The sequence below is a fragment of the Mesorhizobium sp. M0676 genome (assembly GCF_040320535.1).
Lineage (GTDB): Bacteria > Pseudomonadota > Alphaproteobacteria > Rhizobiales > Rhizobiaceae > Mesorhizobium.
The window spans coordinates 1-13739 of record NZ_JAMYPU010000044.1 but is presented as its reverse complement, the minus strand read 5'-3'; the positions used below and the strand labels follow the sequence as shown (position 1 = coordinate 13739).

The 13739-nt window shown below is 64.0% G+C and carries 12 protein-coding genes; 7 read left to right on the top strand and 5 right to left on the bottom strand.

The window, feature by feature from the left end; translation table 11 throughout:
- Positions 1-98 precede the first annotated feature (98 nt).
- Complete coding sequence (locus NKI35_RS29065) at positions 99-1283, bottom strand: acetyl-CoA C-acetyltransferase (protein ID WP_023673832.1); 1185 nt, start codon at positions 1281-1283, stop codon at positions 99-101.
- A gap of 302 nt (positions 1284-1585) precedes the next feature.
- Between NKI35_RS29065 and phaR the strand changes: the two genes are divergently transcribed.
- A complete protein-coding gene (phaR, locus tag NKI35_RS29060) occupies positions 1586-2200 on the top strand; it encodes a polyhydroxyalkanoate synthesis repressor PhaR (RefSeq protein ID WP_023685813.1) in 615 nt (204 codons plus the stop codon).
- Between the two features lie 45 nt (positions 2201-2245).
- Here the strand turns inward: phaR and NKI35_RS29055 are convergent, their stop codons facing one another.
- The 3 genes from NKI35_RS29055 to NKI35_RS29045 are packed head-to-tail and all read right to left on the bottom strand — an operon-like array spanning position 2246 to position 3188.
- On the bottom strand, positions 2246-2377 hold the full coding sequence (locus NKI35_RS29055; protein WP_352742238.1) for a hypothetical protein: 132 nt from the start codon (positions 2375-2377) through the stop codon (positions 2246-2248).
- A complete protein-coding gene (locus NKI35_RS29050; RefSeq protein WP_352742236.1) occupies positions 2374-2712 on the bottom strand; it encodes a GNAT family N-acetyltransferase in 339 nt (112 codons plus the stop codon). Before NKI35_RS29050 ends, NKI35_RS29055 begins: the two co-directional genes overlap by 4 nt.
- Positions 2713-2768: 56 nt before the next feature.
- On the bottom strand, positions 2769-3188 hold the full coding sequence (locus NKI35_RS29045; RefSeq protein WP_352742235.1) for a rhodanese-like domain-containing protein: 420 nt from the start codon (positions 3186-3188) through the stop codon (positions 2769-2771).
- 89 nt (positions 3189-3277) lie between these two features.
- Between NKI35_RS29045 and ftrA the strand changes: the two genes are divergently transcribed.
- Positions 3278-4270, top strand: coding sequence for a transcriptional regulator FtrA (ftrA, locus tag NKI35_RS29040; protein WP_502897189.1), 993 nt, complete (start codon positions 3278-3280; stop codon positions 4268-4270).
- Here the strand turns inward: ftrA and NKI35_RS29035 are convergent.
- Positions 4267-5406: a citrate/2-methylcitrate synthase gene (locus NKI35_RS29035; RefSeq protein ID WP_352742233.1), complete on the bottom strand. Its 1140-nt coding sequence runs from the start codon at positions 5404-5406 to the stop codon at positions 4267-4269. The two genes, ftrA and NKI35_RS29035, sit on opposite strands and share 4 nt — an antisense overlap.
- Positions 5407-5499: 93 nt before the next feature.
- Here NKI35_RS29035 and NKI35_RS29030 point away from each other — a divergent pair, with 93 nt between their 5' ends.
- The 5 genes from NKI35_RS29030 to NKI35_RS29010 all read left to right on the top strand — a co-directional run bounded on the left by NKI35_RS29030 (position 5500) and on the right by NKI35_RS29010 (position 13302).
- Positions 5500-6588, top strand: a complete 1089-nt coding sequence (locus NKI35_RS29030; protein WP_352742231.1) for a citrate synthase/methylcitrate synthase — start codon at positions 5500-5502, stop codon at positions 6586-6588.
- A gap of 398 nt (positions 6589-6986) precedes the next feature.
- Complete coding sequence (locus NKI35_RS29025; RefSeq protein WP_352742229.1) at positions 6987-8117, top strand: patatin-like phospholipase family protein; 1131 nt, start codon at positions 6987-6989, stop codon at positions 8115-8117.
- A gap of 519 nt (positions 8118-8636) precedes the next feature.
- Positions 8637-9815 carry an efflux RND transporter periplasmic adaptor subunit gene (locus NKI35_RS29020; protein WP_023752868.1) on the top strand — a complete coding sequence of 393 codons (1179 nt, stop codon included), beginning with the start codon at positions 8637-8639 and terminating at the stop codon, positions 9813-9815.
- A 67-nt stretch (positions 9816-9882) separates the two neighbouring features.
- On the top strand, positions 9883-13047 hold the full coding sequence (locus tag NKI35_RS29015) for an efflux RND transporter permease subunit (RefSeq protein ID WP_023742761.1): 3165 nt from the start codon (positions 9883-9885) through the stop codon (positions 13045-13047).
- Positions 13048-13143: 96 nt separating this feature from the next.
- Positions 13144-13302, top strand: coding sequence for a DUF3309 family protein (locus NKI35_RS29010; protein WP_023685825.1), 159 nt, complete (start codon positions 13144-13146; stop codon positions 13300-13302).
- Positions 13303-13739: the final 437 nt, after the last annotated feature.

Sequence of the window (13739 nt, the reverse complement as noted above, 5' to 3'; positions counted from 1 at the left end):
GGGAATAGGGAGTAGGGAGTAGCGAGTAGGGATCGATATCCCGCCGCGCTGCTCCTTCTTCCCCATTCACTACTCCCTATTCACTACTCACTTCTCTTTCACAGCGCTTCCACGCACAGAGCGACGCCCATGCCGCCGCCGATGCACAGCGTGGCAAGGCCCTTCTTGGCGCCGCGGCGGCGCATCTCGAAAACCAGCGTGTTGAAGACGCGGGCGCCCGACGCGCCGATCGGATGGCCGATGGCGATGGCGCCGCCATTGACGTTGACGATCGACGTATCCCAGCCCATGCCCTTGTTGACGGCGCAGGCCTGCGCGGCGAAGGCTTCATTGGCCTCGACAAGGTCGAGGTCCTTGACCGACCAGCCGGCCTTCTCGAGCGCCCGCTTCGAGGCGGGAATAGGTCCGGTGCCCATGATCGCCGGATCGACGCCGGCCGTCGCCCATGAGGCGATGCGCACCAGCGGGGTGATGCCGCGCCTTGTGGCTTCAGCCTCGCTCATCAGCAGCGCGCCGGCGGCGCCGTCATTGATGCCCGACGCGTTGGCGGCGGTCACGGTGCCGTCCTTGTCGAAAGCCGGCTTCAGCTTGGACATGGCGTCGATGGTGGCGCCGTGGCGGATGTACTCGTCCTGGTCGACGACAGTGTCGCCCTTCCTGCCCTTGATCGTGAAGGCGACGATCTCGTCCTTGAACTTGCCGGCCTTCTGCGCGGCCTCGGCCTTGTTTTGCGAGGCCAGCGCAAACTGGTCCTGGTCGTCGCGGGTGATCTGGAACTGGCGGGCGACGTTCTCGGCGGTGTTGCCCATGTGGTAGCCGTTGAAGGCGTCCCACAACCCGTCCTTGATCATGGTATCGATCATCTTGTAGTCGCCCATCTTGACGCCGGCGCGCAGGTGCTCGGCGTGCGGCGACAGCGACATCGATTCCTGGCCGCCGGCGATGATCACAGTGGCGTCGCCGGCGGCGATCTGCTGCATGCCGAGCGCGATGGCGCGCAGGCCCGAGCCGCAAACCTGGTTGAGGCCCCAGGCGGTCGTCTCCTTGGGCAGGCCGGCATTGATCGACGCCTGGCGGGCGGGGTTCTGGCCCTGCGCGGCGGTCAGCACCTGGCCGAGAATGACCTCGTCGACTTCGCCCGGTTCGACGCCGGCGCGCGCCAAAAGCTCCCTGATGACGACGGCGCCAAGTTCATGTGCCGGGGTGGCGGCGAACGCGCCGTTGAAGGAGCCGACAGCCGTGCGTGCGGCGCTGGCAACGACGATTGAATTGGAAGCGGACATTTTTCTCTCCAGACTTCGAGGTGTCGTGTTCTTGGGGGCTTGTTGGGACTTTTCTTGCCCGTTCCACACCCCAAGTCAAACCGGAAATGGGCATGCCGGCCAAGCGCCGCAAGCAGGGCGCGGGCGGCCGGCGCGAAAGTCCAACCTTTGCTGCGCAGCATAATCGGCCCGCCATGCAGCAATAAATGATGCCGCACTGCACAAAGCGCTTGGAATTATAGAGCTTTTGCGCATATCCTTAAAAATGGCGCAATCGTTACCGGCGGCTTACTCAGGCGCGCCGGTGTCCCGGGAGGATGCTGATGGCCGCGAAAGACGACCCTATCATTATCAAGAAATATGCCAATCGCCGGCTCTACAATACCGGCACCAGCACCTATGTGACGCTTGAGGATCTGGCCGAGATGGTCAAGAAGGGCGAGGAGTTCACCGTCCAGGACGCCAAGACCGGTGACGACATTACCCATCCGGTGCTGACGCAGATCATCTTCGAACTGGAGAACAAGGATGGGCAGAACATGCTGCCGATCCCGTTCCTGCGCCAGCTGATCGCTTTCTATGGCGACCAGATGCAGCAGATCGTGCCGAGCTTCCTCGAACAGTCGATGATGGCCTTCTCCAAGGAACAGGAGCGATTCCGCGAGCAGATGAAGGGCGCGATCGGCAAGTCGCCGCTGGATGTGATGAAGATCGCCACTCCGATCAAGGCGCTGGAAGAGCAGACACGCCGCAACATGGAAATGTTCCAGAACGCGATGCGCCTGTTCACGCCGTTCCCGACCGCCGCCACAAATGCTGCGGCCGCGGCTGCACCCGAGCCGGCCCGCAAGGATGTCCCGGAAAAGAGCGGCGACGACCTTCAGGAACTGAAGCAACAGATCGCCGCCATGCAGCGCAAGCTTGACACCATGTCGTAAGCGACCGCCGCATGGTCGACCGCCCTCAGTTGGTCGAGGCGGCTGTCACGGGTCGATTTTCAGCTGCCACGGTTCCCAGATATCGTCGGGCTGGCCGTCGAGCGAGCGGTAGAAGGCTTTGGCCGGCGAGTTGGATTTCAGCACCGTCCATTTGATGGCGGAGGCGCCAATGCTCAAAGCGTGTTGGCGATCTGTTCAACAAGCGCATGGCCGACCCCCATGCCGCGCGTCGCTTCAGTGACGTAGAGTTCCTTCAGCCAGACAACCGGCTTCAGGTCGTAGGTCCAGGGGATGAGGTAGTGGACGGCGATGCCGACGATCACGCCCTCTCGCTCCGCCACCAACACGCCGAACCGGGGCGATGGCCCCAGCCCGTGCTCGATGAGGTTCGCTTCGGTGATGCGAAGCTTGTCGTCATAACCCTCGAAGACAGCTAGCGCCCTCATGAGGGCGAGCACCGCACCGACATCCTGGCGCACGAATGGACGAATTCTAACCATCGCCTTCTGCATGCTTGCTCCAGCCCGACCATATCGCGTGGACGCTGCCGCGCAGCCTGCCCTTGGCCTCACGCGTACAAGACACCGGGCTCCTTGCCTGAAGCGAAAGGAAGGTCCTCGTCCTGCCAACCGGTTATGCCGCCGATCATGATCTTCACGGGACGACCGAGGCTGGCCAGCTTGAAGGCCGCCTGATCCGCGCCATTGCAATGCGGTCCCGCGCAATAGACGACGAACAGCGTCTTTTCGGGCCATTGCACCATCCGCTCGGCCGATATTTCGCGGTGGGGCAGATGCAGCGCGCCGGGCACATGGCGGCGTCCATAGGCTTCCGGCGAACCGACCACATGCAGGAGAACAAAGTCCGGCTCTCCGGCAGGCAGTGCGGCGGCGACGTCGGAACAGTCGGTCTCGACGGAAAGCCGGCGCAGAAAATGGTCGCGGGCGATTTCCGGCGATGCCGCCGGAATGTCTGTCACGTGGCTCATCCTCGTATCTCCATTGCTGATGCGACGGAGAGATAAGACAGGAAGCAGGGCGATTGCAGCTGGCAGCTTTGCCATATATCGTCAAGATCATGCCATCCTCTGCCAATCCGCGCCCTGCCAACCCTCTTGTCGTTGCCGTTGCCTATGACGGGCTGTGCACGTTCGAGTTTGGCGTGGCGGTTGAGATCTTCGCCTTGCCCCGGCCGGAAATGGGTGAGGATTGGTACCGTTTTGCGGTTGCCGGTATTGATACCGGTGAAATGCGCGCGCAGGGCGGCGTGCGTATTGTTGCCGACGGCGGGATCGATCTGATCGGCCAGGCCGGCACGGTGATCGTACCGGGATGGCGCGGGTCGGAGGCTCCGGTGCCGCCGGCGCTGATCGAGGCGCTGCGGAAGGCGAGCGAGCGCGGCGCTCGCATTCTTTCGATCTGTTCGGGCGTGTTCGTGCTTGCGGCGGCCGGCCTGCTTGCGGGCAAAAGAGCGACGACGCACTGGCGCTATAGCGAGAAGCTGACGGAGCTCTACCCTGACATCACCGTGGTTCCGGATATCCTGTACATCGATGAGGGAAATGTCCTGACTTCCGCCGGCAGTGCCGCGGGCATCGATCTTTGCCTGCATCTGGTTCGGCGCGACTTCGGCACCAAGGCTGCAAACATGGTGGCGCGGCGTCTGGTGGTGCCGCCGCATCGCGATGGCGGCCAGGCGCAGTATGTCGAAAGTTCCGTTCCCGAGCTGCACGAACGCAGCCGGCTTGGACCGTTGATCGACAGGATGCGCGCCGATATTTCCGCCGACTATCCCGTCGCCATCTTGGCCGAGCTTGCCGGGATGAGCGAGCGGACGTTTCTGCGCCGCTTTGCGGCCGCAACCGGCGTCACGCCGGCGCGCTGGCTGCTGTCGGAACGGCTTTCGCGGGCGCGCACGCTGCTGGAAGACACCGCCATGCCGATCGAACGCATTGCCGAGACCGCCGGCTTTGGCGCGGCAGGCACGCTGCGGCATCATTTTCGTCAGCAGTTCGCCACGACGCCCGTCGCGTACCGTGCGCGGTTCGGGAACACGGCCAGGTCGGCTTAAGTCACGCGTCCCTCATAGCGGCCACGCGGCCTGATGATGCTGCCGCTAATGATCTGTTCGACCATATGCGCGGCCCAGCCGACACTGCGTCCGAGCGCAAACAGCTGGAACGGTGCATCGCGCGGCAAGCCAAGGCCGCGCGTTAGTGCGGCCAGGGCGAAGTCGATGTTGGGCTGGGCACCGGCCGCCGCCATGGCGGCTTTTTGCAGCTGTTGCAGTGTCTCGTCGACAGGGATGACTGCCAGAAGTGCGGTGGCACGGGGATCGCCGTCGGGATAGAGCGGATGGCCGAACGCCGGCAAGGGCCGGTCATGGCCGAGCCAGCGCCGGATCGCCGCATCCGCGCCGTGGGCTGCTGCATCTTCAGCCAGTTGCATCACCGCTTCGCCGGCGCCACCGTGGCGCGGGCCGGACAGCGTTGCCAGGCCGGCCAGCAGGCATGCGGCAGGCGAGGCGCCTGTGGACGCTGCGACGCGGGCGGCGAAGGTCGATGCGTTGAGTTCATGATCGGCGAGCAGGACGAGGGCGCAGCGGATCGCTTCCGCGCCGGCATCATCCACCGACCAGCCCTGCGCCAGGCGCTTATGGACGGGCGCTGTGCCGGCTTCAGCGCCCAGCGACTGCGCCAGCGCTCCGACTGTGCGCGCGGCCTCGGTGCACAGCGAGGCGGCGCTGCGTCCTAGCGAAGGCCGCCCGTGGCCTGCAAGCATGGCAAGCTGCGCAAAGGCCGAGGCGCGGCCGACTGGATGAGGCGCTTCAGGTGACGGAGCTTTGAACGTCACCGGTTCGGCCGAGGCCCACAGCAGAGCGGCGGTTTCCTCCAGCGTCGCCGATTTGGAGAGCGCAACGGCGTCTTGCCCTCGGTAGATGAGGCTCCCGTGCAGAACGGTCGAAATTGCTGTTGCGATCGAGGGTTCGCCCCAGGCGATCGCACTCTCGGCGATGGCCGAGGGACTGCGGCCCCGCGCCCGGCGGGTCGCCAATGCCGCGATGTCGTCGGCGCGGTACTGGCTGCGGCGCGGGTCGCTCTCATCCGGCCGCATGCCGATGCGGCCACGGCTGACATAGGCGTAGAGCGTCTGCGGCCGGACCTTGAGCCTTTCCAGCGCCTCTTCCCGCGACAGCCATTCGGACATTTTTAGCTCACATATTGATTATATTGATCAAGATTGATCGAGGCGCAGCCCAACCCTTATCTCCCATGCAGAAAAGCTGCAAGGGGATGAGATATGGCGAACGGGCTCGATGATGTGGTGGCGGCGGAGACCGTGCTCTCCGATGTCGATGGCCTTGGCGGCCGCCTGACGATCCGCGGTCATTCGCTGCCGGAATTGGCGGGACGCTGGCGCTATGCGCAAGTGGTTCGCCTGTTGCTCGACGGCTTCTTCGACGGCCTTCCCGGCGATGCCGTACTGGCAGCGAGGCTGGGCAAGGCTCGCGTCGAGGTGTTCGAGCGGCTTGCACCCTCGCTGCCGCTGCTCGCACCGATTGAGATCTATGGCGCCATGCGCGCCGGCATGGCGCTGCTGCCGGATGGCGAGACACCGACGGACGCCTTGCGGCTGATCGCGGCGCCCGCTGTGCTGACGCCGGCTCTGCTGCGCCTGGCGCGTGGCGAGCAGCCGATCGCACCTGACGCGAAGGCCGATCATGCCGCCGACATGCTGAGGATGCTCGAGGGATCCGTCCCGTCGCCGGCGCTGGCAAGGGCACTCGACACCTATCTGGTCACCGTCTGCGATCACGGCCTCAACGCCTCGACCTTCGCCACCCGCGTCGTCGCTTCGACGCTGGCAGGGCTGACATCGTCGGTGCTGGCCGGGCTCGGCGCGCTCAAGGGGCCGCTGCACGGCGGCGCGCCCGGCCCGGTGATCGAGATGCTCGATGCAATCCAGGCGCATGGCGACGCGGCCGGTTGGCTGCGCGAGAAGGTCGCGCATGGCGAGCGCATCATGGGTTTCGGCCATCGTATCTACCGCGTGCGCGATCCGCGCGCCGATGTGCTGAAGGGGGTGGTGCGGCAGCTCGGCAGCGAGGGCGAGACCGGCCGGCGGCTGGCCTTCGCCGAACAGGTCGAGCAGACGGCACTCGATGTGCTGCGAATCGCCAAACCGCAGCGTTCGCTGCAGACCAATGTCGAGTTTTACACAGCGCTTGTGCTTGAGGCGGCTGGCTTTCCGCCACAGGCGTTCAGCAATGTCTTTGCCGCCGGACGTGTCGCCGGCTGGATCGCGCATGCGCGCGAACAGCAGACGACGGGGCGGCTGATCCGTCCACAGTCGCGCTATATCGGGCCGGTGCCGAAGCTTGTTGCCTGAGGCTCCAAGGACAGATTTTTGCGAAGAGGACCCCCACCCTAGCCTGCCGGGGCGAGCCACGGGTCTCGCCCGTCCTTCGGACCCCACAAGGGGGAGGGAAGCTGCCGCGCGCCATCCCTTTATGACGAAACGTCGGCGATTTGTTGCGATCGGCGCCTACCAAGTCTCCCTCCCCCTTGTGGGGAGGGATCAAGGGTGGGGGTATTCGTAGGGCGAAGACCTCGGCGGTGAGACGCCATTCTCTCATGACCTAAATTTCATGTGATCACGCGACCGTGTTCGTGTTCTTGCCTGGGTCATCCCTTATATGCTGCGCTGCAACATAAGTCCGCTGCAGTCGAACCCTCCCGATTCCCGGGCGGGATGAGGCAGCAGCGACCAAACCGAACAGGAACGCCATGACCAAAAACGGCAAGGCGGAGGAAACGAAGAAGATCAACATCGCGCTGCAGGGCGGCGGCTCGCACGGGGCTTTCTCCTGGGGTGTACTCGACCGGCTGCTGGAGGATGGCAGGCTCGACATTTCAGCCGTGTCCGGCACCAGCGCCGGCGCGATGAATGCCGTGGCGCTGGCCGATGGTTTTGTGCGCGGCGGCGTCGAGGGTGCACGACAAAAGCTCGACGACTTCTGGCGCGCGGTGGCGGTCAAGGGCCGCTTCAGCCCGGTGCAGCGCATGCCGTGGGACGTCGCCTGGGGCAACTGGTCGATCGAGAACACGCCCGGCTATTTCTTCTTCGACACCATGTCCCGAGTGTTTTCGCCCTATGTCGCCAATCCGCTGGGCTTTAACCCGCTGCGCGACGTGGTCGAGCAGGAGATCGATTTCAAAAATGTTCACGCCTGCAAGTCGATGGAGCTGTTCATTTCGGCGACCAATGTCGAGACCGGCCAGCTGCGCGTCTTTTCCGACGGCGAGATCGACCTCGACACGGTGATGGCCTCGGCCTGCCTGCCGCAATTGTTCCGCGCCGTCGAGATCAAGGGCGTGCCCTATTGGGATGGCGGCTATGGCGGCAATCCGGCGCTGTTTCCGTTCTTCAAGACGGCGGCGACGGAGGATGTGCTTTTGGTGCAGATCAATCCGGTGGTGCGCGAAGGCACGCCGAAAAGCGCCAACGAGATCCAGAACCGCATCGACGAGATCACCTTCAATGCCGGGCTGCTGAACGAATTCCGCTCGATCGCCTTCGTCAAGGAGCTGATCGCCGCCGGCCGGCTGCCGCGTGGCGAATACCGCGACATCCGCATGCACCGCATCGATGCCGACGAGGCGTTCAAGGATCTGTCGGCGTCGTCCAAGGTCAACGCCGAATGGGCTTTTTTGACCTATTTGCGCGACCTTGGCCGCATAGCGGCGAGCGACTGGCTGGAGGAGAATTACGACGCCGTCGGCAAGCGGCCGACGCTCGATCTTTCCGGCGAACTCGATGACGGCTTCAAACCGGTGCGCGGGCCGGCACCGGGACGGCGGGTGAAGGAATTCCTCGCCGCCCGCAAGAAGCCGGAGGCGGAACGCCGGCGGGCCTGAGTCCGCCCGGATCGATCAAGACGATCAGCGAAGTGTTCGGCAAATCGGAGTAGCGCCGATGACTTTCCGTCCCGGAACAACCGTTGCGTGTGACGGTATACAAAATCATACTGACGCCTGCTGCCATTCACTGAGTGGCTACGCAGGTCGCGCCCACATTTGAGCGTCAAAAACTAGTGGGGGCACAGGGTGATGTCAGCGCTCGTAACGCCTTGAAACAAGTCGGTTCCAGCATCCGTGCGGCGCCGGGGCTGCGGTTCCGTCGAATGACGGGGCGCCGACAAAACCGTTTCTCGTTGGCCACACTACATCGCCTGGCACAATGTTCCTGCAACTTTTCGACTGTATTGCGATGCAACTTTGATGTAGAAGCGCGGCTTCGCCGTTCACGGCAAATTGAACACGGCCTGGCGCGCACCCATATCGGCGACGCGCCCGAGTTGGAAGACACGGTAGCTGTTAGACGACGGACTCCTGTTGGATAACGACTTGGCCGAACCCCGCAGTGGAAAAACAATGATGCCGAAGATCAGGTTTCACAAGCTTGCCGCTATTGTCGTGCTCATCGGCTTCGCCGCCTGGATGGGAACAGGCGCGTTCTCGTCGGTCGGCAGCGCCGCTGTCGAAGGTGCTGGCAAGGCAGGCGATCAGGCCAAGCCGGGCGATCAGGCCAAGGCGCCGGATGCAGCCAAGGCGGCCGAGGCCGAACCGAAGGCGCCGCTGCGGACCGTCGCTGTGGTGACGCCGCCGCGCAAGACCTATGCCCGCGCCATCCGCATTTCCGGGCTGACCGAGGCCGACAAGCGCGCCGTGCTGGCGACGCGCGTCGCCGGCGTCATCGAAAAGCTGCCGGTCAAGCAGGGCGATCACGTCAAGACCGGCGACCTGGTGCTGATGCTGGCGGCCGAAGAAAAGATCTCGATGGTCGACAGTGCCAAGCAGCTCGTCGCGCAGCGCCAGGCTGAACTCGACGCATCGCTGCGGCTCATGAAGACCGGCAATCTGCCCAAGCTGCAGCTCGACACGGCGCGTTCGAACCTGACCGCTGCGCAGTCGCAGCTGGAAACGGCGCAGGCCGAACTCGACCGCAATCAGGTCAAGGCGCCCTTCGACGGCGTCATCGACCGGGTGCCGGTGGAGCTCGGCAGTTCCATCATGCAGGGCGGCGAGGTGGCAACCATCCTCAAGCTCGATCCGGTGATTGCGCGCGGTGAAGTCAGCGAACGCGACCTCGGCTATCTCAAGCTCGGCGACAAGGCTGCTGTGCGGCTGGTCAGCGGCCAGACCGTCGAAGGCACCGTGCGCTACATCAGCCGCGACGCCTCGTCGGCCACCCGAACCTTCCGCGTCGAGATCGCCGTCCCCAATGCCGATGGCTCCGTGCCGGCGGGCATGACGGCCGAGATTTCGCTCAGCGCGCAGCCGACCGATGCCGTCATGTTGCCGCGCTCCGTGGTGACGCTGGGCGACAAGGGCGACCTCGGCATCCGTGCCGTCGACAAGGACAACAAGGTGGTGTTCTTCCCGATCGACCTGGTCGACGACTCGCCGAAGGGGCTCGTGCTTGGCGGCATTCCCGCCGATGCCCGCGTCATCGTCGCCGGCCAGGAGCTCGTCAAGGAAGGCGACGTCGTCAAGCCGGTCGAGGCCGACCAGGCGACCATCCAGAAACTGTTGGGCGAAGCGACAACGCAGTAGCGCCGGAGCGGCCCCGGCCGGAGCCGTCCCCGCCGCAATGCGGCTCCTGAAATCTTGAGAACAGGCCATGGATATCGTCAAACTCGCGATCAACAATGCCCGGCTGACCATTGCGGTGCTGGTCTTCCTGCTGCTGGCGGGCTGGGTCGCCTATCAGTCGACACCGAAGGAAGCGGAACCCGACGTTCCTACCCCTTATGTTTATATAAATGTCGCCTATCAAGGCATTGCGCCCGAAGACGCTGAAAGACTTCTGCTTAGGCCGCTGGAGGCAAAGCTTAAGAGTCTTAAGGGGTTAAAGGAGATGAAATCATCCGCCTATCAGGGCGGCGCCTTTGTCTTTCTTGAGTTTCTGCCGTCTATAAAAGTCGACACCGCGGTGACAGATACACGCTCGAAGGTTCAGGACGCGAAGGCTGACCTGCCCCAAGCGGCAGAAGAACCGGTTGTTACCGAGGTCAACATTTCCGAGTTTCCCGTCCTGGTCGTCACGCTGTCCGGCGATGTGCCCGAGCGTGTGCTTACGGCGGCGGCGCGCGAACTGCGCGACCGCATCGAGGAAGTACCGGGCGTTCTTGAGGGCACCATACAAGGCGCGCGCGACGATCTTGTCGAAGTCGTCATCGACCCGATGAAGCTGTCCTCCTACGGCCTGCAGCTCGACCAGTTGATCGGCGCGGTCGGCGCTTCCAACAGCCTGGTCGCCGCCGGCAATATCGAGGGTTCGGAAGGCAAATACGCGGTCAAGGTGCCGTCGCTGATCGAAACACCAGAGGATGTGGCGTCGCTGCCGGTGGTTGCCGGACCCAATGCCGTCGTCCAGGCCAAGGACATCGCCACGATCCGGTCGACCTTTGCCGATGCCACGACCATCACCCGCCTCAACGGCAAGCCGGCCATCGCCATTGAAGTCAAGAAGCGCATCGGCGCCAATCTGATCGACACGCTGGCCAAGGTGCGGGAAGTGTCCGACGCCTACGTCAAGACCATGCCGGAAGGCATGAACATCACCTACACGCAGGACAAGTCCGTCTTCGTCAACCAGCTGCTGGGCGACCTGCAGAACCACGTGATGATCGCCGTCATCCTGGTGTTCATCGTCATCCTCTATGCACTGTCGGGACGCGCCTCGCTGCTGATCGGGCTTGCCATTCCGTCATCCTTCCTCATCGGCATCCTGCTGCTTGCGATGATGGGCTACACGATCAACATGATCGTGCTGTTCAGCCTTATCCTGGCGGTCGGCATGCTGGTCGACGACGCCATCATCGTCACCGAATTCGCCGAAAGGCGCATGGGCGAAGGCATGCCGAAGGCGGAAGCCTTCACGCTGGCCGCCAAGCGCATGGCCGGTCCGGTCATCGCCGCGACGATGACGCGCATCGCGGCGTTTTCGCCGCTGCTGTTCTGGCCCGGCATCATCGGCGACTTCATGAAATACATGCCGATCACGCTGATCGTCACGCTGTCGGCCTCGATGCTTTATGCGCTGGTGTTCGCGCCGACGCTGGGCGCGCTCTTCGCCAAGGCGCCGGAGCATCACGAGGAACACAATCGCGACGGCTGGTACATGGCGCTGGTCAAGCAGGCGGTGCGCTTCCCCATCACCGTGCTGGTGCTTACCGCCGTGCTTTTGACCGGCGTTGGCTTCGCCTATTCCAAATACGGCGCCGGCGTCGAGTTCTTCCCCAGCGTCGAGCCCGACTACGGCCTGCTCTATGTGCATGCCCGCGGCAATCTCTCGCTGGCCGAAATGGATACGGCAACCAGGATCGCCGAAAACCGGCTGCTCGGCTGGCCCGGCGTGAAATCGGTCTACACCCGCGTCGGCAAGACGCAGGGCGGCGGACAGGACGTGCCGGAGGACGTCGTCGGCGTCATCCAGTATGAGTTCATCGACTGGCGCGAGCGCAAATCGGCGAACAATATCCTGGATGAGCTGCGCACCGTCATGGCCGGCATTCCCGGCGTCGATGTCGAAGTGCGCGTGCCGGAGGCCGGTCCTCCCACAGGCAAGGCGGTCCAGCTCCGGCTTTCAGCCATCGATCCAAAAGGGCTTGACGACCAGGCCCGTGCGGTCGCGGCGCGCATCGCCAAGGTGCCCGGCGTCATCGACGTTTCCGACGGCCTGCCGCCGCCCGGCGTCGACTGGGCGCTCGAGGTCGACCGCGCCAAGGCGGCGCAGTACGGCATCAGCCCGACCGCGGTCGGCACCGTGGTGCAGTTGGTGACCAATGGCTTGAAGCTCTCGGAATATAGGCCCGCCGGCGCCGACGACGCCGTCGACATCAGGCTGCGCCTGCCCGAAGACCGGCGCACGCTGTCGACGCTCGATGAGCTCAGGGTGCAGACCGCGCAAGGCTCGGTGCCGATCTCCAACTTCGTCGTGCGCAAGCCGGAGCCGACGGTCGGCATCCTCAACCGCATCGACGGCGCCCGCACCGTGGTCGTCCAGGCCAACGTCGCCGCCGGTAACCAGGTCGCGGCGGTGCAGGCGGAGGTGACCAAGGCGGTCACCGACATGAAGCTCGACAGCGGCATACGCTGGAAGCTGGCCGGTTCCAACGAGGACAGCGCTGAAGCCAGCGCCTTCCTCGGCAAGGCCTTCGGTGCGGCGATCTTCCTGATCTTCCTGGTGCTGCTGATGCAGTTCAACAAGTTCACCAGCGTGCTTCTGGTGCTGTCCTGCGTGGTCATGGCGACGATCGGTGTGTTCCTGGGGCTGCTGCTGACAGGCGAAGCCTTCGGCATCGTCATGTCGGGCATCGGCGTCATCGCACTGGCCGGCGTGGTGGTGAACAACAACATCGTGCTCATCGACACCTATGACCGGCTGCGCGAAGAGGGCTGGGACAAGATGGAGGCGGTGCTGCAGACCTGCCGCGAACGTGCCCGCCCGGTGGTGCTGACGGCGGTATCGGCCATCCTCGGCGTGCTGCCGATCGCCTTTGGTCTTGGCCTCGAAATCTTCCATCACGAGACGACGATCAACGCGCCGTCGACGCAATGGTGGATTTCGCTGTCCTCGGCCATCGTCTTCGGCCTGTCCTTCGCCACGCTGCTGACGCTGGTGGTGACGCCGTCGATGCTGATGATCTTCACGCGCAGCAAGAACAGCCGCTTCTACGCGTTCTTCCGCCGGCTGTTCGGCCGCGACAAGAAGCCCGATGCGCCTGTGGGGCCGAGCCCGCTCGATGAACCGGCAATCGCCTTCCCGAAAGCCGCGGAATAGCTGCATTCAACCAGTCGGACAAAAGGCCGTCCGGAACAACCGGGCGGCCTTTTGCATTGTCCCCTCATATCCGACCAGCAAGGCGAGGGACTCTTAATGACCGTCAGCACCATCCTCATCATCGTTTTGATCCTGATCCTGATCGGCGCCGTACCGGCCTGGCCGCACTCACGCTCCTGGGGTTATGGGCCGTCGGGCATCGCCGGCGCTGTGCTTGTGGTGCTGCTGATCCTGGTGCTGATGGGCAGGGTTTGATCGGAGCCTGAGATATCGGAGATTAGCGTTTCCTCGCCCCACGAAGTGCAGGCAATAGGCATACGGCGGTGCCAGCCCCCACTCCGGCCGCTGCGCGGCCACCTCTCCCCCATGTCCATGGGGGAGAGGAAATGCCAAGTCTTCAAAGGCCGCAGCCTCGGCGATTAGCATTTCCTCTCCCCCGCGAATGTGGGGGTAGAGGTGGCTCGGCGAAGCCGAGACGGAGTGGGGGATCGCCATATGCGATTGGCCCGAAATCGAGATGACGAGCACACGCTGTGCCCCCCTTGGCCACCCCGCCCCCTTGCGTATACGCTGCCCGCACCAATCACCGAGGGAGCCATCAAGGTGAGGTAGTGTGCTGAGAGTTCTGCAAATTCGCTGAGAGAGGGCGGTCATGGCAGGCTGGTGATGTTCAACGTCACCGATTCCCTGGA

Coding starts and splice junctions, on each gene's coding strand:
- NKI35_RS29065 (WP_023673832.1), bottom strand. CDS start 1,283: ATGTCCGCTTCCAATTCAATCGTCGTTGCCAGCGCCGCACGCACGGCT.
- phaR (WP_023685813.1), top strand. CDS start 1,586: ATGGCCGCGAAAGACGACCCTATCATTATCAAGAAATATGCCAATCGC.
- NKI35_RS29050 (WP_352742236.1), bottom strand. CDS start 2,712: ATGCAGAAGGCGATGGTTAGAATTCGTCCATTCGTGCGCCAGGATGTC.
- NKI35_RS29045 (WP_352742235.1), bottom strand. CDS start 3,188: ATGAGCCACGTGACAGACATTCCGGCGGCATCGCCGGAAATCGCCCGC.
- ftrA (WP_502897189.1), top strand. CDS start 3,278: ATGCCATCCTCTGCCAATCCGCGCCCTGCCAACCCTCTTGTCGTTGCC.
- NKI35_RS29035 (WP_352742233.1), bottom strand. CDS start 5,406: ATGTCCGAATGGCTGTCGCGGGAAGAGGCGCTGGAAAGGCTCAAGGTC.
- NKI35_RS29030 (WP_352742231.1), top strand. CDS start 5,500: ATGGCGAACGGGCTCGATGATGTGGTGGCGGCGGAGACCGTGCTCTCC.
- NKI35_RS29025 (WP_352742229.1), top strand. CDS start 6,987: ATGACCAAAAACGGCAAGGCGGAGGAAACGAAGAAGATCAACATCGCG.
- NKI35_RS29020 (WP_023752868.1), top strand. CDS start 8,637: ATGCCGAAGATCAGGTTTCACAAGCTTGCCGCTATTGTCGTGCTCATC.
- NKI35_RS29015 (WP_023742761.1), top strand. CDS start 9,883: ATGGATATCGTCAAACTCGCGATCAACAATGCCCGGCTGACCATTGCG.
- NKI35_RS29010 (WP_023685825.1), top strand. CDS start 13,144: ATGACCGTCAGCACCATCCTCATCATCGTTTTGATCCTGATCCTGATC.